At 54.5% G+C, this 26,287-nt stretch carries 26 protein-coding genes; 15 read left to right on the forward strand and 11 right to left on the reverse strand.

The window, feature by feature from the left end:
* Positions 1-317: 317 nt before the first annotated feature.
* The 7 genes from F475_RS08450 to F475_RS08480 all read right to left on the reverse strand — a co-directional run bounded on the left by F475_RS08450 (position 318) and on the right by F475_RS08480 (position 6,216).
* Entirely contained in the window at positions 318-677 is a 360-nt protein-coding gene (locus F475_RS08450) for a DUF6124 family protein (RefSeq protein WP_111453683.1), read from the reverse strand.
* 408 nt (positions 678-1,085) lie between these two features.
* The gene (locus tag F475_RS08455; RefSeq protein ID WP_019581955.1) at positions 1,086-1,835 is read right to left on the reverse strand and encodes an AraC family transcriptional regulator; all 750 of its coding nucleotides are present in this window, start codon (positions 1,833-1,835) and stop codon (positions 1,086-1,088) included.
* Positions 1,836-1,906: 71 nt separating this feature from the next.
* Positions 1,907-3,160, reverse strand: a complete 1,254-nt coding sequence (locus tag F475_RS08460; protein WP_111453684.1) for an FAD/NAD(P)-binding oxidoreductase — start codon at positions 3,158-3,160, stop codon at positions 1,907-1,909.
* Positions 3,157-3,393 (reverse strand): (2Fe-2S)-binding protein, encoded by a 237-nt coding sequence (locus tag F475_RS08465; protein ID WP_008074690.1) that lies wholly within the window; start codon positions 3,391-3,393, stop codon positions 3,157-3,159. The genes F475_RS08460 and F475_RS08465 overlap by 4 nt, the downstream gene beginning before the upstream one ends.
* On the reverse strand, positions 3,386-4,501 hold the full coding sequence (locus F475_RS08470) for an FAD-binding oxidoreductase (protein ID WP_111453685.1): 1,116 nt from the start codon (positions 4,499-4,501) through the stop codon (positions 3,386-3,388). The genes F475_RS08465 and F475_RS08470 overlap by 8 nt, the downstream gene beginning before the upstream one ends.
* Positions 4,498-5,430, reverse strand: a complete 933-nt coding sequence (locus tag F475_RS08475) for a 4-hydroxyproline epimerase (protein ID WP_111453686.1) — start codon at positions 5,428-5,430, stop codon at positions 4,498-4,500. Before F475_RS08475 ends, F475_RS08470 begins: the two co-directional genes overlap by 4 nt.
* 114 nt (positions 5,431-5,544) lie before the next feature.
* Entirely contained in the window at positions 5,545-6,216 is a 672-nt protein-coding gene (locus F475_RS08480) for a GntR family transcriptional regulator (RefSeq protein ID WP_007935506.1), read from the reverse strand.
* Between the two features lie 222 nt (positions 6,217-6,438).
* On the opposite strand from F475_RS08480, the gene F475_RS08485 reads away from it, so the two are divergent.
* From F475_RS08485 to F475_RS08505, 5 genes are all read left to right on the forward strand, one after another.
* Positions 6,439-6,804: a metalloregulator ArsR/SmtB family transcription factor gene (locus F475_RS08485; protein WP_086945530.1), complete on the forward strand. Its 366-nt coding sequence runs from the start codon at positions 6,439-6,441 to the stop codon at positions 6,802-6,804.
* Between the two features lie 43 nt (positions 6,805-6,847).
* Positions 6,848-7,852, forward strand: a complete 1,005-nt coding sequence (locus F475_RS08490; protein ID WP_111453687.1) for an ArsJ-associated glyceraldehyde-3-phosphate dehydrogenase — start codon at positions 6,848-6,850, stop codon at positions 7,850-7,852.
* Positions 7,853-7,861: 9 nt separating this feature from the next.
* Entirely contained in the window at positions 7,862-9,082 is a 1,221-nt protein-coding gene (gene arsJ, locus F475_RS08495; protein ID WP_111453688.1) for an organoarsenical effux MFS transporter ArsJ, read from the forward strand.
* Between the two features lie 338 nt (positions 9,083-9,420).
* Positions 9,421-10,020 (forward strand): trypsin-like peptidase domain-containing protein, encoded by a 600-nt coding sequence (locus F475_RS08500; protein ID WP_018928290.1) that lies wholly within the window; start codon positions 9,421-9,423, stop codon positions 10,018-10,020.
* A gap of 189 nt (positions 10,021-10,209) precedes the next feature.
* Positions 10,210-11,112 (forward strand): universal stress protein, encoded by a 903-nt coding sequence (locus tag F475_RS08505; RefSeq protein ID WP_111453689.1) that lies wholly within the window; start codon positions 10,210-10,212, stop codon positions 11,110-11,112.
* On the opposite strand, the gene F475_RS08510 is transcribed toward F475_RS08505, so the two are convergent.
* Positions 11,106-11,522 carry a hypothetical protein gene (locus tag F475_RS08510; RefSeq protein ID WP_111453690.1) on the reverse strand — a complete coding sequence of 139 codons (417 nt, stop codon included), beginning with the start codon at positions 11,520-11,522 and terminating at the stop codon, positions 11,106-11,108. The two genes, F475_RS08505 and F475_RS08510, sit on opposite strands and share 7 nt — an antisense overlap.
* 380 nt (positions 11,523-11,902) lie before the next feature.
* On the opposite strand from F475_RS08510, the gene F475_RS08515 reads away from it, so the two are divergent.
* Positions 11,903-12,739 (forward strand): undecaprenyl-diphosphate phosphatase, encoded by an 837-nt coding sequence (locus F475_RS08515; protein ID WP_019581965.1) that lies wholly within the window; start codon positions 11,903-11,905, stop codon positions 12,737-12,739.
* Between the two features lie 69 nt (positions 12,740-12,808).
* Here the strand turns inward: F475_RS08515 and rfaH are convergent, their stop codons facing one another.
* The 3 genes from rfaH to galU are packed head-to-tail and all read right to left on the reverse strand — an operon-like array spanning position 12,809 to position 14,626.
* Positions 12,809-13,315, reverse strand: coding sequence for a transcription/translation regulatory transformer protein RfaH (rfaH, locus tag F475_RS08520; protein WP_019581966.1), 507 nt, complete (start codon positions 13,313-13,315; stop codon positions 12,809-12,811).
* Complete coding sequence (locus tag F475_RS08525; RefSeq protein ID WP_018928285.1) at positions 13,312-13,743, reverse strand: hypothetical protein; 432 nt, start codon at positions 13,741-13,743, stop codon at positions 13,312-13,314. The genes rfaH and F475_RS08525 overlap by 4 nt, the downstream gene beginning before the upstream one ends.
* 49 nt (positions 13,744-13,792) lie before the next feature.
* Entirely contained in the window at positions 13,793-14,626 is an 834-nt protein-coding gene (gene galU, locus F475_RS08530; RefSeq protein WP_018928284.1) for a UTP--glucose-1-phosphate uridylyltransferase GalU, read from the reverse strand.
* A 659-nt stretch (positions 14,627-15,285) separates the two neighbouring features.
* Between galU and F475_RS08540 the strand changes: the two genes are divergently transcribed.
* The 9 genes from F475_RS08540 (at position 15,286) to F475_RS08580 (ending at position 26,274) form a co-directional block, all read left to right on the forward strand.
* Entirely contained in the window at positions 15,286-15,726 is a 441-nt protein-coding gene (locus F475_RS08540) for a low molecular weight protein-tyrosine-phosphatase (RefSeq protein ID WP_172901207.1), read from the forward strand.
* 46 nt (positions 15,727-15,772) lie between these two features.
* A complete protein-coding gene (locus F475_RS08545; protein WP_111453691.1) occupies positions 15,773-17,998 on the forward strand; it encodes a polysaccharide biosynthesis tyrosine autokinase in 2,226 nt (741 codons plus the stop codon).
* Positions 17,999-18,269: 271 nt separating this feature from the next.
* Positions 18,270-19,433: an acyltransferase gene (locus tag F475_RS08550; protein WP_111453692.1), complete on the forward strand. Its 1,164-nt coding sequence runs from the start codon at positions 18,270-18,272 to the stop codon at positions 19,431-19,433.
* Positions 19,424-20,701 (forward strand): O-antigen ligase, encoded by a 1,278-nt coding sequence (locus F475_RS08555; protein WP_111453693.1) that lies wholly within the window; start codon positions 19,424-19,426, stop codon positions 20,699-20,701. Before F475_RS08550 ends, F475_RS08555 begins: the two co-directional genes overlap by 10 nt.
* Before the next feature lie 85 nt (positions 20,702-20,786).
* Positions 20,787-21,752 carry a glycoside hydrolase family 5 protein gene (locus F475_RS08560; protein WP_256597094.1) on the forward strand — a complete coding sequence of 322 codons (966 nt, stop codon included), beginning with the start codon at positions 20,787-20,789 and terminating at the stop codon, positions 21,750-21,752.
* Positions 21,753-21,772: 20 nt separating this feature from the next.
* Positions 21,773-22,948 carry an oligosaccharide flippase family protein gene (locus F475_RS08565; RefSeq protein ID WP_111453695.1) on the forward strand — a complete coding sequence of 392 codons (1,176 nt, stop codon included), beginning with the start codon at positions 21,773-21,775 and terminating at the stop codon, positions 22,946-22,948.
* The gene (locus F475_RS08570) at positions 22,945-24,009 is read left to right on the forward strand and encodes a polysaccharide pyruvyl transferase family protein (RefSeq protein ID WP_111453696.1); all 1,065 of its coding nucleotides are present in this window, start codon (positions 22,945-22,947) and stop codon (positions 24,007-24,009) included. The genes F475_RS08565 and F475_RS08570 overlap by 4 nt, the downstream gene beginning before the upstream one ends.
* Positions 24,010-24,029: 20 nt before the next feature.
* Positions 24,030-25,175: a glycosyltransferase family 4 protein gene (locus F475_RS08575; RefSeq protein ID WP_111453697.1), complete on the forward strand. Its 1,146-nt coding sequence runs from the start codon at positions 24,030-24,032 to the stop codon at positions 25,173-25,175.
* Positions 25,168-26,274 (forward strand): DUF1972 domain-containing protein, encoded by a 1,107-nt coding sequence (locus F475_RS08580; RefSeq protein WP_111453698.1) that lies wholly within the window; start codon positions 25,168-25,170, stop codon positions 26,272-26,274. The genes F475_RS08575 and F475_RS08580 overlap by 8 nt, the downstream gene beginning before the upstream one ends.
* Positions 26,275-26,287: the final 13 nt, after the last annotated feature.

Below are 26,287 nucleotides of genomic sequence, written 5' to 3' on the forward strand. Positions count from 1 at the left end.
TGGCAGACCTTGGAGTAGAGGTGTTGCGGTGCGTCAGAGTGACGCCGTGAGGGGCGGGGGCCGCGATGGTGGGTGTTACAGATGGGAGCAATGGTTGTGCGGGGCGCCCCTTTAGGGAACATCGGCGCCCTGCGATCACCCCGTGCTCTGACACACCCATGTGGCGAGGGAGCTTGCTCCCGCTGGGTTGCGAAGCGACCCCAAATCCAGCAACCGCATTTTTCTGGCACACCGCATATGCCGGTTTTGCGACTGCTGCGCAGCCGAGCGGGAGCAAGCTCCCTCGCCACAGATGCCCAATCACTTCAGATCCAGTGTCAGTCTTGTGGATCGAAATTATCCAGCACCCGGTTGACGGCCAGCTCCCCGAGCATGACCACCGATTGAATCCCCAACATCACGTTGCGATGGAGCATGTCCATCAACCCGGCGAACTCACTGAGCATCATGCTGGCTGACGCCAGGGATTCGCAGGCGTTGACCAGCAGGGTTTCGTTATCGACCTTGGGGCCGACGTGGTAAATGGTGCTGGGTTTGCGCTGGGTGTCTTTGGGGATGGGTGGTTTGAGGTAGTGATCGAGGGCGCGGTCGGCGGCTTCGTGGAGTTTTTTGGAATCGAGGGATTCGTAGGGGGAAACGTCGTCGGGTGCCGGTGGATTGGGTGTTGGTTTGAACATAGATGGAACTCCATATGTGATTAGAGGAGCCATCACCCTCGCTACCAAACGAAGAGGTGGTGGCCATACGAAGGTTGGTAGACCGGCCCACATGGAAAAACCGGCGTGCCCGAGGGCACCCTACGCATGGCCACCATAAATACAAATGCTGAAGAAGCACCTGCATAAGGTGAAGCTATGCGACATGTGAACGGCGGGCTACCAAACCCGATCGCTGTTTTTTTCAGCGACAGGGAAACGATATAGCCCGGGCCACAGGCGCACTAGCCGGCGGATTCTGGCGTAGTCGTAGGCAGAGGCGCAAGGATGTGTAGCCTGGGTGAGTGTCTGGAGATGTCTATTAAACATCGCCTGTTTATTGGTCTTACTGTGGGTTGATCATTCCCATGCTCCGCGTGGGAACGATCCTTAGCGCTGAGTATCGCGATACTGACTCGGCGACAAACCGGTCAACGCACGAAACTGCCGGCTGAACGCACTGTGGTCGGTGTAACCGCAGCGCAGGGCGATCTCGGTGATCGGCAGGTCGCTGTGCAGCAACAGCCGAGAACCTTCATCCAGGCGCGCCTTGTTGATCATCTGCCGTGGCGTGAGCTGGAACACCCGCTTGCAGTGACGCTCCAGTTGCGCCACGGAGTAACCGGCGATGGCGGTCAGTTCGGCGAGGCTGATGGGGCGGGCGAAGTGGCTGCGGATGTGCGCGTCCACGGCGGCGAGTTTCTGGAACGCGGGGTGATTGGACTGCGGCGATTGCAGGTCGCGGGAGATCCCGGCCAGGCCCACGATGTGACCCTGTTCATCCTTCAAGGCGAGTTTGTGGGTCAGGCACCAGATCGGCTGGTTGCCGTAATACAGGTGCAGTTCCAGTTGGTCGGCCATCTCGCGACCGCTGGACAGCACCCGCCGATCCTGTTCGGTGTACAGCGGGCCGAAGCGTTCCGGGAAGACCATCTCGGCGGTGAGCCCCAGCAGATCCTCGCGATGTTTGAAACCGCAACGCCGGGCCAGGGTCTGGTTGACGAAGGCGTAGCGGGCTTCGCGGTCCTTGATGAAAAACACCACGTCCGCCAGGGTGTCGAGCAGCGGCGCAATCGGCTGCAGGCTGTTCAACAGCGTGGGCAGGTCGCAGGGTTTGAAGGTGCTGAGCGAGGGGTACATGGCGCTGGGGTCTGAGGGCGACCCCGGGATCATAGAGGCTCGACAGCGCGGCTGAAACCCCCGAGGGGGTTTCAGGCTGGCGGGGTGTCGTCCAGGCACATCAAGGTCTCGATTCGGGCCGGGCTGAAGGGCGGACGGGGCGCCGAGGGTTGCCAGCCAAACAGGTGCTGCACCGCGCCGCCACACACCCGGCCCTGACAGGCGCCCATGCCACAGCGACTGGCCAGCTTGGCTTCGCGCCAGTCGGTGTGCCCGGTCAATGCGCCGTAGGGCACGTCTTCGCAGCGGCAGACCAGGGTGTCGGGGCGGGCCAGGGATTTGAGTTGTGGGTCGAGGGCGAAGGCCTGATTCAGTGCCTTGGCAAAACCCTGCCAGCGCGCTCGACGTGGCCACAACTGGCGTGCCGCTTCAAGGTCACCGACCGCCGCGTGCCCAGCAATGGCACCTTCGACCAACGCCAGTTCACTGCCACCAAACCCGGTGCATTCTCCCGCCGCATAATGATCGACGCGACTGGCCTGCCAGGCATCCACGGCCAACGCCTGACCCTCGATGGCGTAACCCAGTGCCTGGCCCAATTGAATGTTCGGGATCAAGCCGAAACCACAGGCCAACCGATCACAGGCCAGTTCGACGATTTTGCCCTGCTGTTGCAGGCGCACACCTTCCAGCCGATCAGTGCCAAGGGCGGCCAGCACATGCGTCGCGGTGCGGTAATGGCGGTCGAACAGGCTGAACGATTGCAGCCATTTGCCAGGCCAACGGGGCAGTTGCGCGGCGAAACCGGCGACGGCGGTGCGCGAGGCTTGCTCGGCGATGCGCTGGATCTGCGCGCCGTGTTTTTTCGCCGTGGCGGCACTGGCCAGCAACAGCGGGCCGCTGCCGGCGATCACCACGCGCTCACCCTGCACCGGCAGGCCCGACTTGATCAGCGCCTGCAAACCACCGGCGCCGGTCACGCCGGGCAACGTCCAGCCGGGGAAGGGCAGCAGCAACTCGCGGGCGCCGGTGCACAGAATCAATCGGTGATAACTGATCAGCCAACCGGCATCGTCATTTTCGACCAACAGTTGTTTCGGACCGGGACTGGCGATCACCCGGGTGCCGGTGTGACGGTGGATGTTGCTGCACGCCTGCAAACGTTCACGCAGGCGACGGGCCTGATCGGGCACATTGGCTTGCGGACCGTCACGCCAGATTTGCCCACCCGGCAGCGGATTGTCGTCGAGCATGACGATGCGTGCGCCACTGGGGGCAGCGGCAAGAGCAGCGGCCATGCCGGCGGGGCCGGCTCCGATGATCAGCAGATCGGCGTATTCGTTCATGGGCATGTCTGCACCTGCATGCCGTCGCGGCACAGTGTCTGGCAGGCCAGGCGTCGCCGGCCGTCGATGGTCACCCGGCATTCCTGGCAAATGCCCATGCCGCACAGCGGTGCGCGGCGTTGGCCACTGACCGAAGTGCGCGTGCATCCGTCGCTGCCCAGCGCCAAGGCTGCGGCGACGCTGGTGCCCTCGGCCACCTTCAAGGCGCGGCCGTCCAGCAGTAATTCAGGCATAGGCGGGTTCTCCGAGGAAACGCTGGGGCAGGTAGGGTTGGGCGGTCAGTGGCGGGGTTTCGTTGAACAGCTGCGCCACCAGCAAGTCGGCCGTGCCGGGGGCCGTGGTGACGCCCAACCCTTCGTGCCCGACCGCCAGCCACAAGCCCTGCTGCTGTGGGTGCTGGCCCACCAGCGGCAGGCCGTCGGGGCTGGCGGCGCGAAAACCGGTCCAGGCGCGGATGCCGTTGAGCCGGGCCAGGCCTGGCATGTACTCGGCGGCACGCTTGAGCATTTTCGCCAGCATCCAGCCTTCGACCTGTGGGTCGGTGGTGCCGAATTGCCGTGAGGCACCGATGAACAATTGCCCGGTCGGGCGCGGCTGAATATTGCAGGCGGTGGATGGCCCGGTGGCGTTGTGGGCGCTGGTGACGTATCCCAGCTCCACCAAGGTGTGGGTGACGGTGCCGGGGTAGCGGTCGGTAATCAGCAGGTGGCCCTTTTTCGGCTCGATGGGCAACTCCGGGCACAGTTCGCTGGCCTGAATGCCGTTGGCCAACACCACGGCTTCGGCCCGCAACCAATGGCCGTCATCGAGGCAGACGCGATTACCATCGACCGCGCTGACCCGCGCCCGATGCTGACGGATGTTCGGTGTGTCGAGCATCCAGCGGGCCGTCGCCGGCGCATACAGAATGCCGTCGCCATTGATGAGCAAGCCGCCTTCCAGATCCTCGCGCAGTTCCGGTTCACGCTGACGCAAAGCGCGGGCGCTGATCAATTCGCACGCCACGCCTTGGGCTTTCAGGTTCAGGTATTTGCTGTGGGCGACCGCCATTTCCTCGGCGTTGGCCGCCAGCCACAGTGTGCCGTTGTTGCGGTAGGCGCAGCCGTCGGGCAGGTCCGGCGCCAGTTCACGCCAGCGTTGCAGGGAATATTGGCTCAGGGCCAATTCGGCCGGGTTGTCATCGAGCACCAGCAGGTGGCCCATGCCTGCCGCCGTCGCACCGTGCAGGCCGGCGTCCAGCACCAACACCTGCAAGCCACGACGGGCCAGTGCCTGGGCGCAGGCGGCGCCGATGATGCCGGCGCCGATCACGATTACATCGGCCACCAGGCCCTCGCTCATGGGCGAATGCCCCAGGCGAACGGGTCATCTTGTTCGATGATCAAACTGGCTTCAGCGCTGATAAAGGCACGGCCACGAATGGTCGGCACGATGCGCTCGCCTTGCCATTCATAAGAACCTTCGAACTCGCTGCCGATGACACTGGCCTGACGCCAGATCTGCCCCGGTTGCAACTTGTCGTCGGCGGCCAGGCAGGCCAGTTTGGCACTGGTGCCGGTGCCGCACGGTGAGCGGTCATAGGCCTTGCCGGGGCAGAGTACGAAGTTGCGGCTGTCGGCTTGATCGTCATCGGCGAACAGTTCGATATGGTCGATCAACCCGCCGTCTTCGCCACGAATGCCCTGGGCTTCCAGCGCTTGTTGCACGGCGTAGGTATAAGCGGTCAGCGCGTCAAGGTTGTCGCCGGCCACCCGCAGGCCATGCTCGGCGATCAGGAAAAACCAGTTGCCGCCCCAGGCGATATCGCCGACAACTTGGCCGATGCCCGGCACCTGCAACACCAACGCCTTGCGGTAACGGTAGGCCGGCACATTGCGCACGCTCACCGAATGGTCTTCGTGCAGGGTCGCCTGCACCGTCCCCACTGGCGTCTCGATGCGGTGCACGCCGGGGCCGATTTTGCCCAGATGCGCCAACGACGCCACCAGGCCGATGGTGCCGTGGCCGCACATGCCCAGGTAACCGGTGTTGTTGAAGAAAATCACCCCGGCACAGGCGCTCGGGTCTACCGGTGTGCAGAGCAGGGCACCCACCAGCACGTCGCTGCCTCGTGGTTCCAGCACACAGGCCGCGCGCCATTGATCATGATGGTCGGCCAGCCGCTTGCGCCGTTCAGCCATGCTGCCGGTGCCCAGGTCAGGAAAACCGGCGGTCACCAGACGGGTCGGTTCGCCGCCGGTGTGGGAGTCGATCACGGTGATGCGTTTCATGGAAGGGCCACGTCCGTTCAGATGAGTGAACGCAAGAGTGGCCTGTGCGGCGAGGTGCCGGCTTGATGGATTTATCCTGTGCCGATGACGAAATCGGCACAGCATCCTGAACCGTCAGTGGGCGTGGGGCAGGTGTTCGAACAGGGTCTTGCAGACCCCGGCAATGTGTTCGTCCAGCAGCTTCACCGCCAGCTCCACATCGCCGGCACGGCAAGCCGCGAGGATTTCACGGTGTTCGTGATCGGCCCGTTCCTTGCCGGCGGACAGACTCATTTGCATGCGCAGGTAGCGCTCCAGCTTGTCGTTGACCGAACGAATCAGGCTGACCAGAAACGGCCGTTGTGCCGGTTCGTAGAGGCAGGCGTGCAGCTCCCAGTTGAGCTCGGCCCAGCGGCCCACGTCGTCCTCGCCGATGAATTCCTGACAGATACGCTCGGCACGGGCGAAGGTTTCTTCGGTCATGTTGGGGATGGCCAGGCGCAGTATTTTGTCTTCCAGCAACATGCGCACTTCGAACATCTGCGCCAGCTCGGCATCGGAAACCCGCGTGACCATCGCCCCGCGATTGCGCTGGAACATCACCAACCCTTCGGCTTCCAGCCGCTTGAGGGCCTCGCGCACTGGAATCTTGCTGACGTTGAACTGGCGGGCAATGTCGTCCTGGCGAATCGGCTCATCTTCGGCGAAATGCCCGGCGACGATCGCGTCGCGCAAATGACGGGTGATGATTTCCGAGGTCGAAGGCGTATTGCCAAGGTCGGGAGCGTTGAGTTTGGGTAGGTTCACGGCGGCGATCGTTTGGAGTGAGATAGCGATAGGGTATACGAAATCCTTTCGCTGATCTTCCCGGGACCGCACGAACGTCAGGACGCTGGTTGTGTTGGTCGAAGATTTGCTGCTTTACCGCATATACGGAAAAACATATATTCGGCAAAACGCATATTGATGAGGCTTGCCTGTGTCGCGAAGCCCGTGTTGCTGTATGAAACCCAAACGCCGAGACCCGAAATGGCTGACTCTCTGACGCCGACCACTGTTTTCAAATGCCTGGCTGACGACAACCGGGTCCGCATGATGCTGCTCATCGCCCGCGAGGGAGAGTTGTGTGTCTGCGAGCTGACCTGTGCGTTGGATGAGAGCCAGCCGAAAGTCTCCAGGCACCTGGCGCAGTTGCGCACCAGCGGATTGCTGTCGGACCGTCGACAAGGCCAATGGGTTTACTACCGGTTGCACCCGAGTCTTCCTGACTGGGTGCTTCAAATGCTGACTGTCGTGCTTGAAACCAACCAGCATTGGCTAAGCGCGGATGCCAAACGTCTTGAAGACATGGGTGAGCGCCCTGAACGGGCAGCCGCCTGCTGTCCGGTTCGATAATTTCAAAAGCCTATCCCTGACAACAGATACAGAGCACACCAACATGACTATCAAAGTGGGCATCAATGGTTTTGGCCGCATCGGTCGTCTCGCCATGCGCGCCGCCTGGCACTGGCCGGAGTTTGAGTTCGTGCAGATCAACGACCCGGCAGGCGACGCGGCGACGCATGCGCACCTGCTGAACTTCGATTCGGTGCATGGTCGCTGGAATGATCAAGCCAGCGCCGAAGGTAACTGCATTGTCATCGACGGCAAGCGCATCAAGGTTTCCGCCAACAAGGCGATTGCCGATACCGATTGGTCGGGCTGCGATCTGGTGATTGAAGCCAGCGGCAAGATGAAGACTGTCGCGGTGCTTCAGGCGTACCTCGACCAGGGCGTCAAGCGCGTGGTGGTCAGCGCTCCGGTGAAAGAAGAGGGCGCGCTGAACATCGTCATGGGCGTCAACCATCAACTGTTCAATCCGGCGGAGCATCGCATCGTTACCGCGGCGTCGTGCACCACCAATTGCCTCGCGCCAGTGGTCAAGGTGATCCATGAAGCGCTAGGCATTCGCCACGGCTCGATCACCACCATTCACGACTTGACCAACACCCAAAGCATTCTCGACCAACCCCACAAGGATCTGCGCCGTGCGCGGGCTTCGGGCATGAGCCTGATCCCGACCAGCACCGGTTCGGCCACCGCCATCGCGGAAATTTTCCCGGAGCTGCGCGGGCGTCTGAATGGCCACGCAGTGCGCGTACCGTTGGCCAATGCTTCGCTGACTGATTGTGTGTTCGAGGTCGAGCGCGTCACCACGGTTGACGAAGTGAATCGGTTTCTCAAGGTCGCATCCGAGAACGAACTCAAAGGTATTCTCGGTTTCGAGGAGCGTCCGCTGGTGTCCATCGACTACCGCACCGATCCGCGCTCATCGATCATCGATGCGCTGTCGACCATGGTCATCAACGGCACCCAGGTCAAAATCTATGCCTGGTACGACAACGAATGGGGGTACGCGAACCGCACCGTCGAATTGGCCAGGATGGTCGGTCTGGCCGTTTAAGGAGCGTTGATGAAAGCCTTGTCAGCCCTCGCGCCGTCAGTGCGGCAATACCTGCTTGTTACGGGCAATTACTGGGCTTTTACCCTCACCGACGGTGCCTTGCGCATGTTGGTGGTGCTGCACTTTCACGGGTTGGGCTACAGCCCGTTGCAAATCGCGGCGTTGTTTCTGTTCTACGAACTCTTTGGCGTGATCACCAACCTGCTGGGCGGTTATCTCGGCGCGCGACTGGGGCTGAACCGGACCATGAACATCGGGCTGGGGATGCAGGTGGTGGCGCTGTTGATGCTGACGGTGCCGGTGGCCTGGCTGACGATTCCTTGGGTGATGGGGGCGCAGGCACTGTCGGGGATCGCCAAAGACCTGAACAAGATGAGCGCCAAAAGCTCGATCAAGCTTCTGGTGCCCGACGGGCAACGGGGCACGCTTTATCAATGGATAGCCATCCTCACCGGCTCGAAGAATGCCCTCAAGGGCGTCGGTTTCTTTCTCGGCGGGGCATTGCTCGCCCTGATCGGTTTCAGAGGGGCGCTGCTGGCCATGGCAGGCGTTCTTTCGCTGATCTGGCTCGGCAGCCTGATCCTGTTGAAAAAGGACCTGGGCAAGGCGAAAGCCAAGCCCAGGTTCCGCGACATTCTCTCCAAGAGCCGGGCCATCAACATCTTGTCGGCGGCACGGATGTTCCTGTTCGGTGCCCGCGATGTCTGGTTCGTCGTGGCTTTACCGGTGTACTTGAGCAGCGTTTTTGGCTGGGACTTCTGGAAGGTCGGTGGATTCCTGGCGGCCTGGGTGATTGGCTACGGCATCGTGCAATCGCTCGCGCCGCGGATCACCGGCAAGCAACGAGGGCATGTCCCGGATGGCCGCGCCGCGTTTCTTTGGGCGGTTGCCTTGGCAGGCCTGCCGGCGGCAATCGCGCTGGGGCTGAACACCGGGTTGTCGCCACAGTGGGTGCTGTTGGGCGGTCTGATGATCTTTGGTGCGTTGTTCGCGGTGAATTCCTCGCTGCACAGCTACCTGATCGTGTCCTACGCCAAGGAAGACGGCGTATCGCTGGATGTGGGCTTCTACTACATGTCCAACGCCATGGGACGGCTGATCGGCACCGTGCTCTCCGGTTGGGTTTTTCAGGTCTTCGGGCTGGAAGCGTGTTTATGGATATCCAGCGCATTTGTTATTTTCGCGGCACTGATTTCTGTTAGGTTGCCGCGGCATTCCAACGTGCTCTAAATCGCTCTAAAAGTACTGTTTCACGCGTTTTACACTTATTAAGTGCAACTTCCATTTATATTTATTTTGGTGCATGTGACATTTTTCAGGCGCCAAATATTTGAAGTTTTTTATATGTAACGAAAAGCGATTGTTCTTAGCGCAATTAATTCATACACACGCTTACAACCTAAGCCATACATTACCCACCAGAACAGGCAGCGAGGAACAACTACAACAATCTGATCACTAAAAACCTGACACAACAAAAACTAAAATCTCCTTATAAGTCGGTGAACATCATGATTAAAATCATGGCCTACTTTTTAATAGGAGCTGGTATTGCAGGATGCAACGGTATGGTAAAACCCGACTTGTCGGGACCTGCCAACGATTCATATTTCTCAGTCTTCTCAGGCTTTCCCTTGCCCTATCTGTACACCGCCTCGGCCGTGCAATGGAACGAGGATTACGCCGTCACCACCCGCCACACCCCACTCATTCGCAATGTGATATACAGCTGCAGCACCGGTTGCGACCTGGTCTTCATCAAGCACAAGGCTGACGGCCATTATCCGTCATGGCGCGCACCGCGCGTGGGTGAGCACATCACTGCCGTGGGAACGAGCCCGTATATGACAACGGTCAGCGGGCAAGGCAAGGTGTATCCGGCGCCTTTCATCAACAGTGATGAAGGCAGCGGCGAACGCTATGCCATCCATGATGCCCCGATGATCAAGGGGATGTCGGGTGGGCCGGTTATCGCCAATGACGGCAGCATTGTCGGTATTAATGTCGGATTCTTCTCCACCACACTTCACGATGTGAGTTTTCACCCTGGGGTAAAGGGCGCTGAGCGGATCAGTATCTTTATTCCTTACTCGATCATTCAACGTGAGTGGGGGCTGATGCAGGCACAGCTTAACGATTCGCACGGCACGAAATACGCGCAGAAGTAGTGTTGGGTCATCACCGAATCCGGAACATCGGATTCGGTGTGACGTGGCGCGTCTATCACTCGCTTATTCAATCAAGGCGTATATTGATAGTGTCGATCCCGTTAGTTGAGGCGATAGCCAATCGTCGGTGGTTTGACAGGCGAGAGCGCTGGGGGGAGTCAGATATCCCGGAACGTTTGGAGGTGTTACATGAGCCAATATCAACGACTCTTTCTGATAGCCGGCCCAGCCATGCGTCACACCCCGGCGTTGGAACGAGCTGTCGCCATCGCCGAAGCCACTGGCGCAGCGCTGCACATCACGGTGTTTATCGAAGACTCTCACCTTTTGGGGTTGATGAGCGCCGGTGCGCGGTTTCGTGAGGCCTGTCAGCAAGAGAACGAAAAGTGGCTGAAGGATGAAGCAGATCTGATACGCGGGCGCGGGGTCACGGTAAGCACCGAAGTGCTTATAACCCGCAGCGCGTTGCAAGAAATCCTTCGGCACGTGGCAGAAATGCAGCCGGATCTGGTGATCAAGGACGTGCAGCACGAGTCTGCACTCAAGCGTGTTTTCGTTACGCCTCTGGATTGGCACCTGTTGCGCGAATGTCCGGTGCCTGTGCATCTGGTCAGCGAAGTCAGGTGTCCGCTGCCGCGGGTGATCGTGGCGGCGGTCGATCCGTCGCAACCCGATACGCAGATCACCGGCATCAACGACCGCATCATCCAGGCAGCGAACGGACTGGCCATGCAATGCAACGCAGAACTGCATTTGCTGCATGCCTATGATCTATCGCTGACGCATATAGCCGACGCAGGCGCGGGGGCAGTGACGATGCCAGGCTTCAACAGTGACCTGCGCAAGTCTCTGCATCAGTCATTCATCGCATTGGCCGACCACTTTGGCGTGCCCACCGAGCGACAACACTTCGTTGCGGGCCCGCCCGGCAAAGCGCTGGCTGACTTTGCAGCGCATCACCGGGCCGATGTGATCGTCATGGGCAATGCGCATCGCAAGGGGTTGGGCAAGTGGGTGGGCAGTACGACGGAGCATGTTCTGTATAGAGTGCCCTGCAACATCTTCGCGGTCACGGGGGCAGCGGATCAGTGAATGGAGTCGTTGTTAAATGATTCGCGAGGGACGCCTCGGCGACCGGGGCGGTTTTTTTTGTGGGCACGTGCCGAGATGTCCTCGAAGGTCTCGCTATCGGTTGCCGCCAGGAGCTTGCCACCGTCCTTCAGGGTGGCCATGAAGGTCACTTCCGTGTTGTTGCCCGCGAGCAGATAGCCAGCGATGGCACCGACCGGCCCCAACAACATCGCGCCCGCAATGCCCAGGCCGATGGCGCTCTTTATATTCTTGTTGGAGTCCGTGTTCTGGATCGTTAGATCTTTAAATTCCGAGACCGGGAAGCTTTTCCCCAATCGTGGCTTAAGGGCCGTTTTGAGCGTGATGGTACCCGAGTGATATTCCCCGTCGCACTGCGGGAAGTCACCAGCGAGCACTATGATCTTTGCCATGTGGAATGTTCTCTTGGGCGATCATTTTGGGGGTAGACATTGCGCGCGCCCAAACTCAAAACGTCAACGAGCTGACGATGAGTGGCAGCCATGGATTTGCGATACACAAGTGTCAGTCTTCCAGGTCAATTTCATCTTCAGGCGCCCATCAAGCGTCGAGCAGGGCGGGGGGAGGATCGTCCGGCATGGTTATTCCTCCAGTCATGAACGCAAAGCGTAGCAGGCGGGTAGGGCTGTCGAGGTGGTCATAGCCCTGGTCATGGACGTTTTATAACGTTTGCCTCAAGCCGGCAGGTAATGCGTTTTAATTCTCCGTTGACCCGACAGCTGCTCGGAACCAACAACAGACCTTTCAGCCGAAAGGGGTTAACGGGGGATTAATGGACTTCTGGACCACCACGCAAGTATCGATTCTAGGGCTGGTTGAAGGACTCACAGAGTTTTTGCCGATCTCCAGTACAGGCCATCAGATTATTGCCGCGGACCTGCTCGACTTTGGCGGTGAGCGAGCCATGGCGTTCAATATCATTATTCAGTTGGGCGCTATTCTGGCGGTCGTCTGGGAGTTCCGTCGCAAGATTCTGGACATCACCACGGGTTTGCCGACCCAGCGTAATGCGCAACGTTTTACTCTGAATTTGCTGATCGGTTTCTTGCCGGCGGTGGTGCTGGGGGTGATGTTTGCCGACAAAATCCATCAATATCTGTTCAACCCGATCACCGTGGCTGTGGCGCTGGTGATCGGCGGGATCATCATGTTGTGGGCTGAACAGCGCGAGCACGTGGTAGTGGTCGATCACGTGGACGAGATGCGCTGGACCGATGCCTTGAAAGTCGGATGTGCACAATGCCTGGCGATGATTCCCGGCACTTCGCGTTCGGGATCGACGATTATCGGCGGGTTGCTGTTTGGCCTGTCACGCAAGACGGCCACCGAGTTTTCGTTCTTCCTGGCGATGCCGACAATGGTGGGGGCCGCGGTGTACTCGGGCTATAAATATCGCGACCTGTTCCAGGCCGCAGATTTGCCGGTGTTTGCCCTGGGATTTGTCGCCGCTTTCGTCTTTGCGATGATTGCCGTGCGCGGGTTGCTCAAGTTCATCGCCAACCATAGTTATGCGGTGTTTGCCTGGTACCGGATCGCCTTCGGTTTACTGATTCTGGCGACGTGGTTTTTGGGTTGGGTCGACTGGAATCACCTCTCGGAAGGGGCGTAGGTTTTCCTGTGTTGATAAAAAACGCCGCTTGTTGTTGAGCGGCGTTTTTGTGTAAGCAGCTAAAAGCATCTAAAGCTTGTTGACCCGCGCCAGTGGCAGGCTGATTTGCTGTTCACGCTGCAGCAAATTCATCATCAGCAGTACCCGTTCTTCACCGTCCATGGCCAGGAACACCGCTTCGAGATCGCAGAACGGACCTTCAGTGATGCGCACCGCATCTCCGTGTTTCAACAGCGTGGTCACGATCGCCTGGCTGTCTGGTTCCTGGAGTTCGTCGATCAGCGCATCGCGGATCGGCAATGGCTGACCGCCAAACCCGACGACCCGCGAAACGCCGCGGGTCGAGCGCAGTGGACCCCAGCTGTCCTGAAGGCTCAGTTGAATAAACAGGTAGCCCGGAAACAGCGACTCGCTGATCACTCGACGTTGCCCGCGCAACATGCGCTCACGTCTGTAGGTCTTGCGAAAACATGCATAGCCTTGGCGCTGCAAATGTTCTTCGGCGCGCTCATCTTGTTTGGGCTTGCACTGGACCAGGTACCAGGCTTTGGTGGCGTGTTCGGCAATCGCGTTCATTCAAATGCCCTCCCTGCATCGATCTGCCCCAGCAGCTCGGCGGTTTTGCGCTGCAGGAGCGAGCTGTCGCCCCGACTTTCCACGGTCAGGCAAGCTACGCAACCCTCGCCCGAGAGGCGCAAGCTGAAGCGCCAGTCGGCAAAGACCAGGTTCAGCCCGCTGCTCTCGTTGAGGTCAAGGGCGTCGCGGGCATAACGCTGCTTGATGCTCGCCAGCAGCGCCGGACCATCCTTGACTTGGCGGCGGATCTCCCCGGAGGAGGGGAACGCGCCGATGCGTTCCACCAGCAGTACCGGTGGTTTTCGCACGCGGGGGAAAATCAGTTCCGACGCATAGGCGCGCACGATGCGGTACGCGAGGTTGTGCTTAAGGTCAGCGCTATACGGGTGGCGACTGTCATCTGCCTTGAAACCGCTCAACGTATTCATAGAGGCTTCGTCCATAAGGTGATAAAGACCATATCGGGGGACAGCAACATCACAGGGCGTTTTGATGCAGATGCTCGAAGCAGAAGTTGGTGGCTTCGATATAACCTTCGGCACCGCCACAGTCGAAGCGTCGCCCCTCGAACTTGTAAGCCAGTACGCAGCCGTTCTGGGCCTGCTTCATCAGCGCATCGGTGATCTGGATTTCACCGCCCTTGCCAGGTTCGGTGTCAGCGATCAGGTCGAAGATGTCGGGGGTCAGAATGTATCGACCGATGATCGCCAGGTTGGACGGAGCGTCTTCCGGACGGGGCTTTTCGACCATGCTGTTGACCCGGTAAATCCCCTCGCGAATCAACTCGCCGGCAATCACGCCGTACTTCTGAGTCTGCTCGCGGGGTACTTCCTGGATCGCCACGATCGAACAGCGGAACTGCTCATAAAGCTTGAGCATTTGCGCCAGAACTCCATCCCCCTCCAGGTTCAGGCACAGGTCGTCGGCCAGCACCACGGCGAATGGCTCATCACCGATCAACGAGCGGCCGCTGAGAATGGCGTGCCCCAGGCCTTTCATTTCCACCTGACGAGTGTAGGAAAAGCTGCAGGTATCGATCAGCTCGCGAGTGCCGTGCAGGAACTTTTCCTTATCGGTGCCACGAATCTGGTGCTCCAGCTCGTAGCTGGTATCGAAATGATCCTCCAGCGCGCGCTTCCCGCGACCGGTGACGATGGCCATGTGTTGCAGGCCGGCGTCACGCGCTTCCTCGACGGCATACTGGATCAGCGGCTTACTGACGATCGGCAGCATCTCCTTCGGCATGGCCTTGGTGGCGGGTAAAAAGCGGGTCCCATAACCGGCGGCGGGGAACAGGCATTTACGAATCATGGAAGCGTCCTTGAAAGTAGACTGATGGAATAGCTGATGGCAGTAGGAAAGGTTCGATCCAGGCTGGCCGAACCGGTCACGCTGGGGAGTGCGGGCTCGAAGCGGCCCGGTCACTCAAGAACAATGTTCGCAACGCGCCAGGGGCTGCGAATGGTCTGCACGCCATGCTTCTCGCCAGGCGCGGGCAGGGGAGACATCGAGCAGCCGATTGGCCGGCGAGCATGCCCGGTTGTTCCACGGCATGCTCGTGACGTAACCCGCTGTAAATAGAGTTATTGCCCAAGGCGTCCCTTACCCAACTACTAACCAAATGTTCGACACCCTGGCAATGCAGTAGCGGAACGGCTATACATTAGTCATTCGCTATTTCAGTATAATTTAGATTGAACAGTCGCCAGAAAACGACAACCGTTAGAAATTGTCTGAATAAATTCACTAACTGTTATTTTCGTACTCTGGAGAGTGCGATGTTATTTTTTGTCTGGATAAAAAGTTGAGGGCTGTTCAAGCGTCATGGTAATAAATACGCATTGATTGTTTGAAAGTTTCAGTCGCAGTTCCTGGTCGTTATAAATGCCCGGGCTCATTCGTAATTTAAAGCTCTTATGTTCGGCAAGTGCTAGGTCACCGCCAATGTTGACAAGACGGGGAAGGTCATCTTGCTTAAAAGGGTTTTGATTGTCTGTGTTGGCAATATATGCCGCAGTCCCACCGCGGAGCATTTGCTGCGTGGGGCACTCGTCCATTCCGATATTCAGGTCAGTTCAGCCGGCCTTGCCGCCCTGACGGGCAAGCCCATCGAGCCGACAGCACACGCCGTACTCACAGAGCATGGTCATCTGCCCCATGAGCACCAGGCCGTTCAGCTCACTTCTCAAGCCGTCAGTGAGGCGGACTTGATTCTGGTGATGGAGCGGCGGCATGTCAGTGGCGTGCTCAACATTGCCCCTGAAGCGCGGGGCAAAGTGTTGTTGTTGGGCAAATGGCAGGACGATCGAGAGATCAGCGACCCCTACCGTCAAGGCAAACCTGCTTTTGTGCACGCTTATGCGTTGATCGAAGAAGCCGTACACGCATGGGCACAGCGTCTGGCACGCTGATGGCCACTTCCTTTTTGAATCGTAATCAAGGCAAAGAATCCGACTTATGCAGCAAGCACCGGTAGTCAACGTGCGGGACGACGACAATGACGAGATTGATCTTCTCGGCCTGTTTGGAACACTCATCGACCATAAATGGCTGATAGGTGCGATTACCGGTGCCTTCATGGTGGCCGGGGCCGCGTATGCGGTGCTGGCGACCCCGGTATACCAGGCGAATGCGCTGTTACAGGTCGAAGCGAAGAAGAACGACTTGCTGGGTTTTTCGGATGTCAGCAGCATGCTGGGAAAAGAGTCGCCTTCGGCGACTGAGATCGAGCTGATCAAGTCTCGTGCGGTGATTGGCAAAACAGTCGATGAGCTGAAACTGGCCATTATCGTAGAGCCCAGCTACTTCCCCATTTTTGGCGAGTTCATTGCACGTCGATTTAATAATGCTAACCCTGATGAAATAGCCAACCCTTTGTTGGGTATGACGAGCTACGCTTGGGGTGGCGAATCGTTAAAAATAGCTCGCCTCGAGCTGCCACAAGATAAGTTAGCCAAAAAACTGACTTTCATTGCTGGTGAAAACGGCAGTTTCCAACTGTTCGATGAAACTGACGAACTGTTAGTTGAAGGGCGGGTTGGAGAGCCTGTAGATCAACGCGGTGTTAAACTGTTTGTCGAAGAGTTGCGTGCCAATCCTGGAACACGGTTTCGGGTTATCCGCAAACCACGGTTGACCAGCATCCTGGATTATCAGGAGGCGCTGGATGTGATCGAGCGTGGGAAAGAGTCGGGTATCATCGGGTTGGCACTGGAAAGTACCGAGCCGGAATTGGCGGTAAAAATCCTCAATAAGATTTCCGAACTCTATGTCGAGCAAAACGTACAACGGACGTCTGCCGAAGCCGCGCAAAGTCTGGAGTTTCTGAAAGAACAGCTACCTCAGGTCAAAAGTGATCTGGAGAAGGCTGGCAATGCGCTCAATTCGTACCAGACGCGCACCAAGTCCGTGGACATCAGCCTGGAAACCAAGGCGATCTTGGACCAGATCGTTTCGCTGGACACCGCTATCTCTCAGCTAAAACTCCAGCAAGCGGAGATGGACAGAAAGTTCACCCGTCAACACCCGGCCTACCGGGCCCTACTTGCTCAGATTGCAGAATTGAGTAGCAAACAACAACGTCTGGCAGGGAAGGTCCAGGACCTTCCCTCGACCCAGCAAGAACTGCTCAGCCTGACTCGCGACGTCGAAGTGGGTACGGCGATTTATACCCAGCTGCTGAATAAATCCCAGGAACTCGATGTGATGCGCGCCGGGACGGTGGGCAATGTGCGTTTGATCGATACGGCGGATGTGAATTTGATCAAGCCGATCAAGCCTAAAAAGGTCCTGATTGTTCTGATTGCCACCTTTCTGGGCGGATTCCTGGCAGTGCTGCTAGTGCTGCTGCGCAAGGCATTGAATCGCGGACTGGAAAGCCCGGAGGCCATTGAGCAACTCGGGCTCCCGGTGTACGCGTCCATTCCCTACAGCGTGCTGCAAAAGAATGAGGAAGAAAAAAGCACGCGTGCAAAGCGTTCTGGCAAGGGTATCTCGGTGCTGGCCGTCAATCACCCCACCGACCTGGCGATTGAAGCACTTCGCAGTTTGCGCACCAGCCTGCATTTTGCGATGCATGAAGCTGGCAACAATCGCCTGATGATTTCCGGTCCCAGCCCGCAGGTCGGTAAAACCTTTGTATCGGTCAATCTGGCAGCGGTCATTGCCCAAACAGGGCAGCGAGTATTGCTGATCGACGTCGATATGCGTAAGGGCTATCTACACAAAGTCATGAACACTTCCAGCACCAACGGGCTCTCCGACGTCTTGGCCAAACGCTGTGATCTGAAAACCGCTATCCACAAAACAGAGATCGATAATTTCGATTTCATCAGCCGTGGGCAGATACCGCCTAACCCTTCAGAACTGTTAATGCATCGAAACTTTACTGAGCTGCTATCGCAGGTCAGTGAGCTGTATGACTTGGTCATTCTGGATACCCCCCCATTGTTGGCGGTGACCGATGCAGCGATTGTCGGCAGGCAGTCAGGCACAAACTTGATTGTGGCGCGCTTCGGTTTTAATCCTTCCAGAGAAGTAGAACTGACCATTCGCCGGTTCGCTCAAAACGGGATCGAGTTGAAAGGCGCCATTTTCAACGGGGTAGAAAAACGCGCTTCGGCTAAATATGGGTATGGTGCTTATGGTTATTACAACTACGAGTATCAATCGGATAACAGTTGATCAGGGTGCGGCCGGGTGGGCGTAAGCCTTCCCAGTCTGTTGTGTTGTATTGAGTGTTTTGATGGTCGGTATCAGCAACTGCAAGTGCTGATACCCGTGTTGCCCGACAAAAAATGCATCGTGTTCTCAGGGAATTGACTATAAATCCTGGGGCGGTAGCGTGGTTTTTTCAAAAATGTCTGATGAGAAGCCTATTTTCCGGATCTGGCCGATTGGCAAGTAATGGATTTGTTGTCCAAGTGACTACGCTTGATAGATAGTTGAGAAAAAGATGGCCATGGCAAATAAACAGGAATTCTACATAGAGCTGGAGTCTATTCGAGGACTGATGGCGTGGTGGGTCGTTTTTGGCCACCTGTATTCCTGCTTCCGTCAGGCAATAGGCAACGTCCCTCATGTCATCAATGAGGTCTTGTTGGCCACGGCTATTCCAGTAGATATTTTCATCTGTCTCAGTGGCTTTTTTATAGCCAAAGCCTTAAGCGGAAAAAGTGGCGACTATAAGTCCTATATTATCCGACGCGCTTTCAGGATCATTCCAATCTATCTGCTCGCGATATTCATGGCTGCTTTGTTGTTTAACGAAAGAATGAGTGTTCGCATGGACATGCCATGGAACACACCTGGGCAAATGGCCGCGGTTGAGAGCTACTGGACGAGTATTACTAACAATGTAACTGCTTATTTGATGCCTTGTTTAGTGCTGCTTCAGGGGGTGATTCCGGACCAGGTACTGCCCCATGCAGGGGATGCCTTTTTAGCTCCAGCGTGGAGCCTGACACTGGAATGGCAATTTTATCTGATCGCTCCATTGTTAGTCGGTGGCTTTCTGCTGAAACGCGGGAAAGAACTGCTCGTGGTGGCAAGTTTGCTTGCGCTGCTGCTCCTAACTCGCTCTGGCCTGACATTCTCTTACGGCAGCTTCATCCTTATAAAACTCCCTGTGTTTATCATTGGCATGTTGACCCACGATTTGATTCGCCATAGTGAGGGTGAGTTAAAGAACGGTTTTTTGATCGGGGTCATCGTCTTGGGGATAGGCCTCATTAGCCGATCCTTTGCCAGTTTTGCCTCGGTCACCTTATGGGCGGTGCTGGCCATCGTGTTCAAACTGAACGGCCGATTCAGACAGCCTTTGATCACCAGAGTATTGGAGTTGTCGAAAGCCCCCCTCAGGAACAAGGTGCTGGTCAAACTGGGTGTGCTGTCGTACTCCACGTATTTGATTCATATTCTGATTATCGACACCGTGATGATTACTGCGAGAGCGCTCGGTTATCTGAGCGGTGACCTGGTTGCGCTGTTTATCGCGCTCTCGATAGTTATTACTTACACGGCGTCGGCGGTGATTCATCGTTACATCGAGACGCCATTTATTGATATCGGTAAAAGAATAGCCACGTCCGTCTATTCTCGAGAGCTAAAATGCCAGTAAGGGTCCTTGTCAACTATATGCTGTTTCCGTTGCTCCTAGTGGCAACGGCTTTCAATCTCAGGTATCGATTGACCGGGGCGGATATACACCTTGGGGGCGCGGAACTTTCCATTGCGCCCTACGATATATTTCTCTTTCTGATACTGGTGTCGATCATTTTTTTCAGTAAGCAAATCAACCTGGAAAAGATAAAAATTGACCGTATAACGGCGATGGCAATATTTTTCGTCGTGTTGTCCTCTGTGTCGATCATTAATTCGGAAGCGGTAAGCTTTACCGTGTATGAAATTTTCCGGCACTGGAAGATTATCATCCTGTTTCTTGTGGTGAGATCGGTTTTTCATGACGGCAAGTCCATGGAGAAATTTACAAAGGTTGCAGCGTTATTGATACTCTTCGAAACGTTGTATGCGGCGTATCAACTGGCAACCGGAGATGTCACGGAAGACGCTCAGCAAGTTAAAGAGCTTTTTGTAGAAAATGGAATCACCCGGGTCACGGGTACGTTAAGACACCCGGCGTTACTTTCTTTGTTTACGGTGCTGTTATTACCGTTCTGTGTCTATGGCGCGGTAAACGGAAAGGGCAGGCTGTTGTACATCGGAGCGATCGCAGCAGGTTTTGTGGTCATTTGCTTAACCTACTCAAGAACTCAAATTGTGTTGTATTTTTTTGTAGTAGGACTTTGCCTTTTTTACTTTAAGCGACCGAATGGTAGTTCGATTCTAAGAAACAAAAAAATCATCTACACCTCCGTAATATTTTCCTTGGTAATTATGGCGGGTGCGATTTACAACCTGGAAAACCTCTACGCACGATTTTTTGATGCGCCCGAGTCGAGTACGACCTCAAGGCTGATTTTGGCCAAAATTGCTCTCAACATGTTTGTAGAACATCCGATCATCGGCGTGGGGTGGAATAATTTTGTCGATGTCATGGAGCAGTATGATGAGTTTGGCGCGTCTAAAAGCTTTAGGTACCCGGCGCACAATATGTATTTGTTGGTCATGGCCGAAACGGGGCTGATAGGGATCATCAGCTATTTGGCTCTTATATACGGCATCTACAGAATTCATAAAAATACGATCAAAAGGGCAGGGGATGTTTCTGTTAACAATGCCTCGGCCGCGGCGCTGGTCTCTATCATTGCAATATTAATAACCGGCATCCAAGGTTGGTCATTCCGAGCAGATAGCATACAGGCAATTATCTGGATAAATTTTGGAATAATCTGCGCCCTTAATGACAGAGCGAAACGATATGTTTAGAAGTGCTTTTTTGTGTGTCATGCTTTTGCTGCTTGCGTTTAGCACCCAAGCAATGACTCGAAGTACTCAGGATTATAAGGTGGGCATGCCGTTACGAGGCTTTAATGTTGATTTGAATTTAAGTGAACAGGATTTTAAGAATCTGGATGAATTGAATGTTAATGCCGTGCGCGTAGCGTTTGCATCACATCCATTGTTCGATGAAAAGGGTGGGTTGGACAGTACGGCAGTCGTTGTACTTGATCGCTATATTCGGTATGCAAAAAAGTACAATATCCTGGTTCTGATCGATGTTCATACCTTTCCTGGTAATATTAAAAAATACTCGGGTTCGAAGGGCGACGAATATTGGCATAATGCCGATTTGAAGAGCGCGCTGATCAAGAGCTATGCGCAACTGGCAGAGAAATACAAGGACGAAAGCATAGTCATCGGTTATGACGTTTTGAATGAGCCGGCGCAGGCTGAGCTTGCGAACTACCTTGATTTTTTAAAACTGGTATCAGAAACAATCCTGAAGATTTCCCCAAGCAAAGTTGTATTGATTCAGCCTCGCATCACCCTTCAACCGAATGGTATTCCTAACGGGCAGCGTTCCAATTGGAATGAGATCACCAACCTGATTGATGACAAGAAAATTATAGGCAGCCTGCATTATTACGATCCTGGCGATTTTACGCATCAGGGCGTGCATGAGTTTCCCGTCAATCAGCGCCTGCCATTTTTACTAAGAAGTGAAAAGAGTTTGAAATTGTATTTCAGGAAAACGCTGTCTCAGGTTTTAGTTCACTCGGGACCGGTCGTTGTGGGTGAGTTCAGCGTGTCGAACTATAGTCCGGTGGATGACTCTGAACTATACATGAATACATTACTGGATCTGTTCGAGCGAAAGGGCTGGAGCTGGTTCTATCACTCTTATAAAGAGGCTGATATCTGGAATCCCGAACTGTCATTAACAAAAAGAGGCTTGGCTCCGGACGCCGCATCCAAAAAATACTTGCTGTTGAAAACGCATTTTAAATTGAACGATCGATTTCAAGCCGCTGACTAATCGCGTGCAGGATATTTTCCTTGAAAGCAATTCAATTGTTGATCTCGTCGTTTGGGGCTGCGGGTGCGACTTTTTTACTTCAAGTCATACTCAGTCGAACCTTGGACGCAGCCAGTTTTGGCCTTATATCATTTTCCAACGCAATTACTATAACACTGGGGGCGCTGGCATTCAGTGGCATCAATAGTTTGTTGTTAAGGCGTGTCAGCCGGTCACCGTCTGAATATACCGGGTACATGCAAATTGCCTACGTTTGCCTGTTGATCAATACGCTGGGCGCCTATGCTACCAGCATGGTGCTGTTGTATGGAGCAGGCATAGATCTTTTGCAGTCGGTGTTGCTGGCGACAGGAGTGGTTGCACTGTCTTCTCAGGCGATTGTGATCACTCAAGGTCAGCTTAAGAGCAGTCCCCTGCGGATTTCGTTTGGCCAAGTGGTCGTGCCGCTTTCAAGGATATTGCTGGTTGCGGCGATTTTTTATTCGCTGGTCCCGAGTTTTACCACCGCTGCGGCAGCCCTAGGGGCCGCTAATATTCTTTGCTTGGTGTTGTGTGTTGCCTTAATAACCCGGCACGGAAAAGCAGCAGGGTTAAAGATTCGAGATTTTTTGAAGGACTCCATTAAATATTCGTTGAATGGCGCTCTCAATATAGCTCAGTTGCAGATCCCGATCTCTTTGTTAGGGGTGATCTATGGCTCTACCTATTCTGGATACCTGGCGATTTGTAATACCTTGCTCACGGCGCTCTATATTGCGCCTAATACGGTGTTCAATACTTATTTAATAAAAAAATACCATGCGCTTTCGAGTGCGGAAAAATCCATGCCCATCAAGCATTCATTGTATTCATTTGCAGTAGGAGCTGTTTTTGCGACGGGCTTGAGTTTCTATTCTCGAGAGCTTATTCATTTGCTGTTTGGCGGTGAATATGATTACGCGGCGCAGGTGTTGCAAATAGCCGCACTGTCTATTCCGTTCAGGTTTTTCGCAACCCCTTTTGGCGCTGCATTATTGAGCGAGGAGTGGGTGAGCAAAAAGATACTGGTCGCCAGTATCGGTATGGTGCTACAGGTCGGGTTGTTCGTCTTGTTAATGAATTTTCAAGCAAAGGGCATTGGTGCCAGTATTGTGGTTAGCGAGTTCTTCATAGCTGTTTCGTACTATCTTCTTTATAGAAAGAGCGTGAGCGTATGAATGTTTCTATTATTGGGTATTACGGAGATAACTTCGGCGATCTCCTGATGCTAAAGTCGCTCCTGTCCCTGAAGAAGCCAGGTTTGGTGTTTACCGTGTTAACTTATGGGGATGCAGAGTCACTCAAGAAACAAAGCTTTATCAGCGATAATGATGTGGGGGTGGTGGAGCTTAATAAGGCTAACGCGTTGGCCGCCTACAAAAAAGTAATGAACAGTTCTGCGATCATCTGGGGAGGTGGCACTTGCTTTATGGATGAGGGCGGGACTGGTGGGATCAAGTACATGGCGCTGGGTCGCCTGTTTGGTGCGCATGTTATCTACGCGGGTGTTGGGGTCGACAATCATAAGAAACTGAAGACCCGCCTGATATTGTTTCTTGCAACGTTAATAGCTAAAGCGCTTTACATTAGAGACTCGGATTCGTTGCGGGCCGTTGAAAAAATAAATCCTTGGGTGCGCTCCGGAAAGATAAAGCAATCTGTGGACTTGGCATATGCGCTCGATATAGGCGATACGCAAGGGATAAGTAATCGGGATGGGGCAGATGATTACATTATCGTGTGCTTACGTGATCTTGAAGGTTATGGCGAACAATCCAGTGCCAATATATACAGGCAGTTGCTCGGCGTTTCGATCAAGGTATGCAGAGCATTGGGTGTTAATAAGATAGGCGTGCTAAATGCGGATGCAGAGGTCGATACCGGAGTATCGCTGTATGCCGAGAGAGAGTTGGAAGATTGCGGATTCTCGGTTTTTAAAATTCCGGGCAGTGATATTGATCAATCCATTGAGTGTATAAAAAATGCCAGGCATGTGATTAGTGCCCGATTGCATCCTGCGGTGGTTGCCTATGCGGTAGGTACGCCATTCTCTTTATACAATTATTCAGACAAGAATAAAAAATTCACCGCTGAGACTCACACTGATGAGTGTTTGATTCACAGGGGGGCGATAAGCCGGTTTGTGCCTCAATACCAGGTCGGTGCTGCAGGTGAAAAAAGCACGCATAGACAGTTGGCGCAGTCGGCCGTTCACGAAATATATCAGTTGTTAAATTGAACTGAATAAGGGTTTTCTTCATGGCTCATTTGGATTATTTCATAATTGAACCAGTAGGCGGGCACGGTGGAATGAATTATTACAATACCGGCCTTGGACAAGGGTTGGTTCTGAATAATGCCTGTGTACATCTCTACACTTGCCCTGAGTCGCAGGAGCAAAGTTCAAATAATTTCACGATAAATAAATTTTTCAAAGGGGTCTACGGTAAATCTAATAAAATTGTCAGGCTGGCCAGGTTTGTTATGGCCTTGACGAGATCGATCATTGATATAAAGAAAAAGGGCGGCAAGATTTGTCATCTGCATTTTTTTCAATATTCACTGCTCGAATTGATAACGTGCAACCTGTTGAGGCTTAGCGGAATAAAGATAGTCGCGACGGTGCATGATGTTGAATCGTTTTCGGGGAGTTCTCTGACACGAACCCACACCTCGATATTGAGGGCGCCGGAGGAATTCATTGTTCATAACGAGTTCTCCCGGCAAGAGTTGCGCTCGGTGATTTCGGCACAGGGAATCGATAAGAAAATAGCGATTATTCCTCATGGTAACTACCTTCCGTTCGTGAAAAGGCGGGAGACGGTTTTGTCTCGACAGCATTTGTCGTTGCCGGTTGATAAAAAACTCATACTTTTCTTTGGCCAGATAAAAAAGGTCAAGGGGCTGGATGTTTTGTTGAGTGCGATGGAGATCGTCTCAAAGCGTGAGCCTGATGCCGTGCTGCTAATCGCTGGTAAGGTGTGGAAAGACTCGTTCCAGCATTATGAGGAAATAATAAAGTCAAAAAATATATCCAACGTGGTGATTCCACACATTCGCTATATTAATGATGAGGATGTCGACTTTTATTATTCTTCTGCCGATGTTGTGGTCCTGCCTTATAAAAAAATTTACCAAAGCGGTGTGCTGCTAATGGCGATGTCGTACGGCTGCATTACCGTGTCTTCACGTTTGCCAGCCATGGTTGAAGTGGTCGACGACAGCCGAAATGGATTTTTGTTTGAAACGGACAACCCGCAAGATTTGGCTCGGCAAATACTCGTCGCCTTGGGCTCAGATGCTACCGAGGACATTTCGCAGAAAGCTCGAGCCGCAATGATAGAAAAACATGATTGGAAGTGCGTAGCGCGTCAGCATATTAAGGTATTTGAAACTTATGAATAGACACTTGTTGGTTCTTGGGATAAGAGGCATTCCAGCACAACATGGCGGCTTCGAGACATTTGCCGAAAAGTTAGCGATCTACTTGAAGGAAAGGGGCTGGAGAATCACCGTTTATTGCCAGGAAGGCGGCAGTGGTGCAATAACGGAAACCGAATGGCGGGGTATTCGTCGTGTTCACATACCTGTCTCTAGGGAAGGCGCACTGGGTACCGTCATTTTTGATTTCAAGGCTGTGCGCCATGCGTTGAGTGAAAAAGGTTTGTTTTTGACGTTAGGGTACAACACAGCCATTTTTAACCTGCTGCAACGCGCAAAAGGTCAGACCAATATAATCAATATGGACGGTATCGAGTGGCGTAGAGAAAAGTGGGGGCCGATTGCCAAAACCTGGTTCTGGATAAATGAGCGCTTGGGTTGCTGGATTGGCAATCATTTGGTTGCCGACCATCCGAAGATTAAAGACCACCTCGCCACTCGCGTCAGTGCCGATAAGATCACAATGATTCCCTACGGTGGTGATGAAGTGAAATCGGCATCTGTCGATGTGTTGGCGGGTTTTGGCCTGGAGCCGAAGAATTTCTCGATCATTATTGCCAGGCCTGAACCGGAAAACTCTTTTTTCGAGATGGTCGATGCGTTCAGTTCTTCGGTCAGGAATCATAAGCTTGTGGTACTTGGGAACTTCACGCCGAACACTAACGAATATCACAAGAAGGTGATGGATGCGGCAAGTAATGAGGTGATATTTCCAGGGGCCATCTACGATTCAAACGTCGTTCAGGCACTCAGGTATTTCAGCCGCTTCTATCTCCATGGCCATCGCGTCGGCGGAACTAACCCCTCTTTGGTCGAGGCGTTGGGCGCAGGGTGCGCAATTATTGCTCACGATAACCCATTTAACCGTTGGGTCGTGGGCGAGGGGGCTGCTTACTTCTCGGACAAACAATCTCTTTCGCGTCTGCTGGATGAGTCTCTGGCGGATGAGCAAAAAATTGTGGACATGAAAGAGGCCGGCGCCGCGAGATTTGTCGAGTGTTTCAAATGGGAAAAAGTGTTGAGTGCGTATGAGCAGCTTTTCATTGAATGGCGCCCCTCATAAGTCATCCATTACT

The sequence above is a fragment of the Pseudomonas sp. URMO17WK12:I6 genome, assembly GCF_003253625.1.
In the GTDB taxonomy this organism is placed as follows: Bacteria; Pseudomonadota; Gammaproteobacteria; order Pseudomonadales; family Pseudomonadaceae; genus Aquipseudomonas.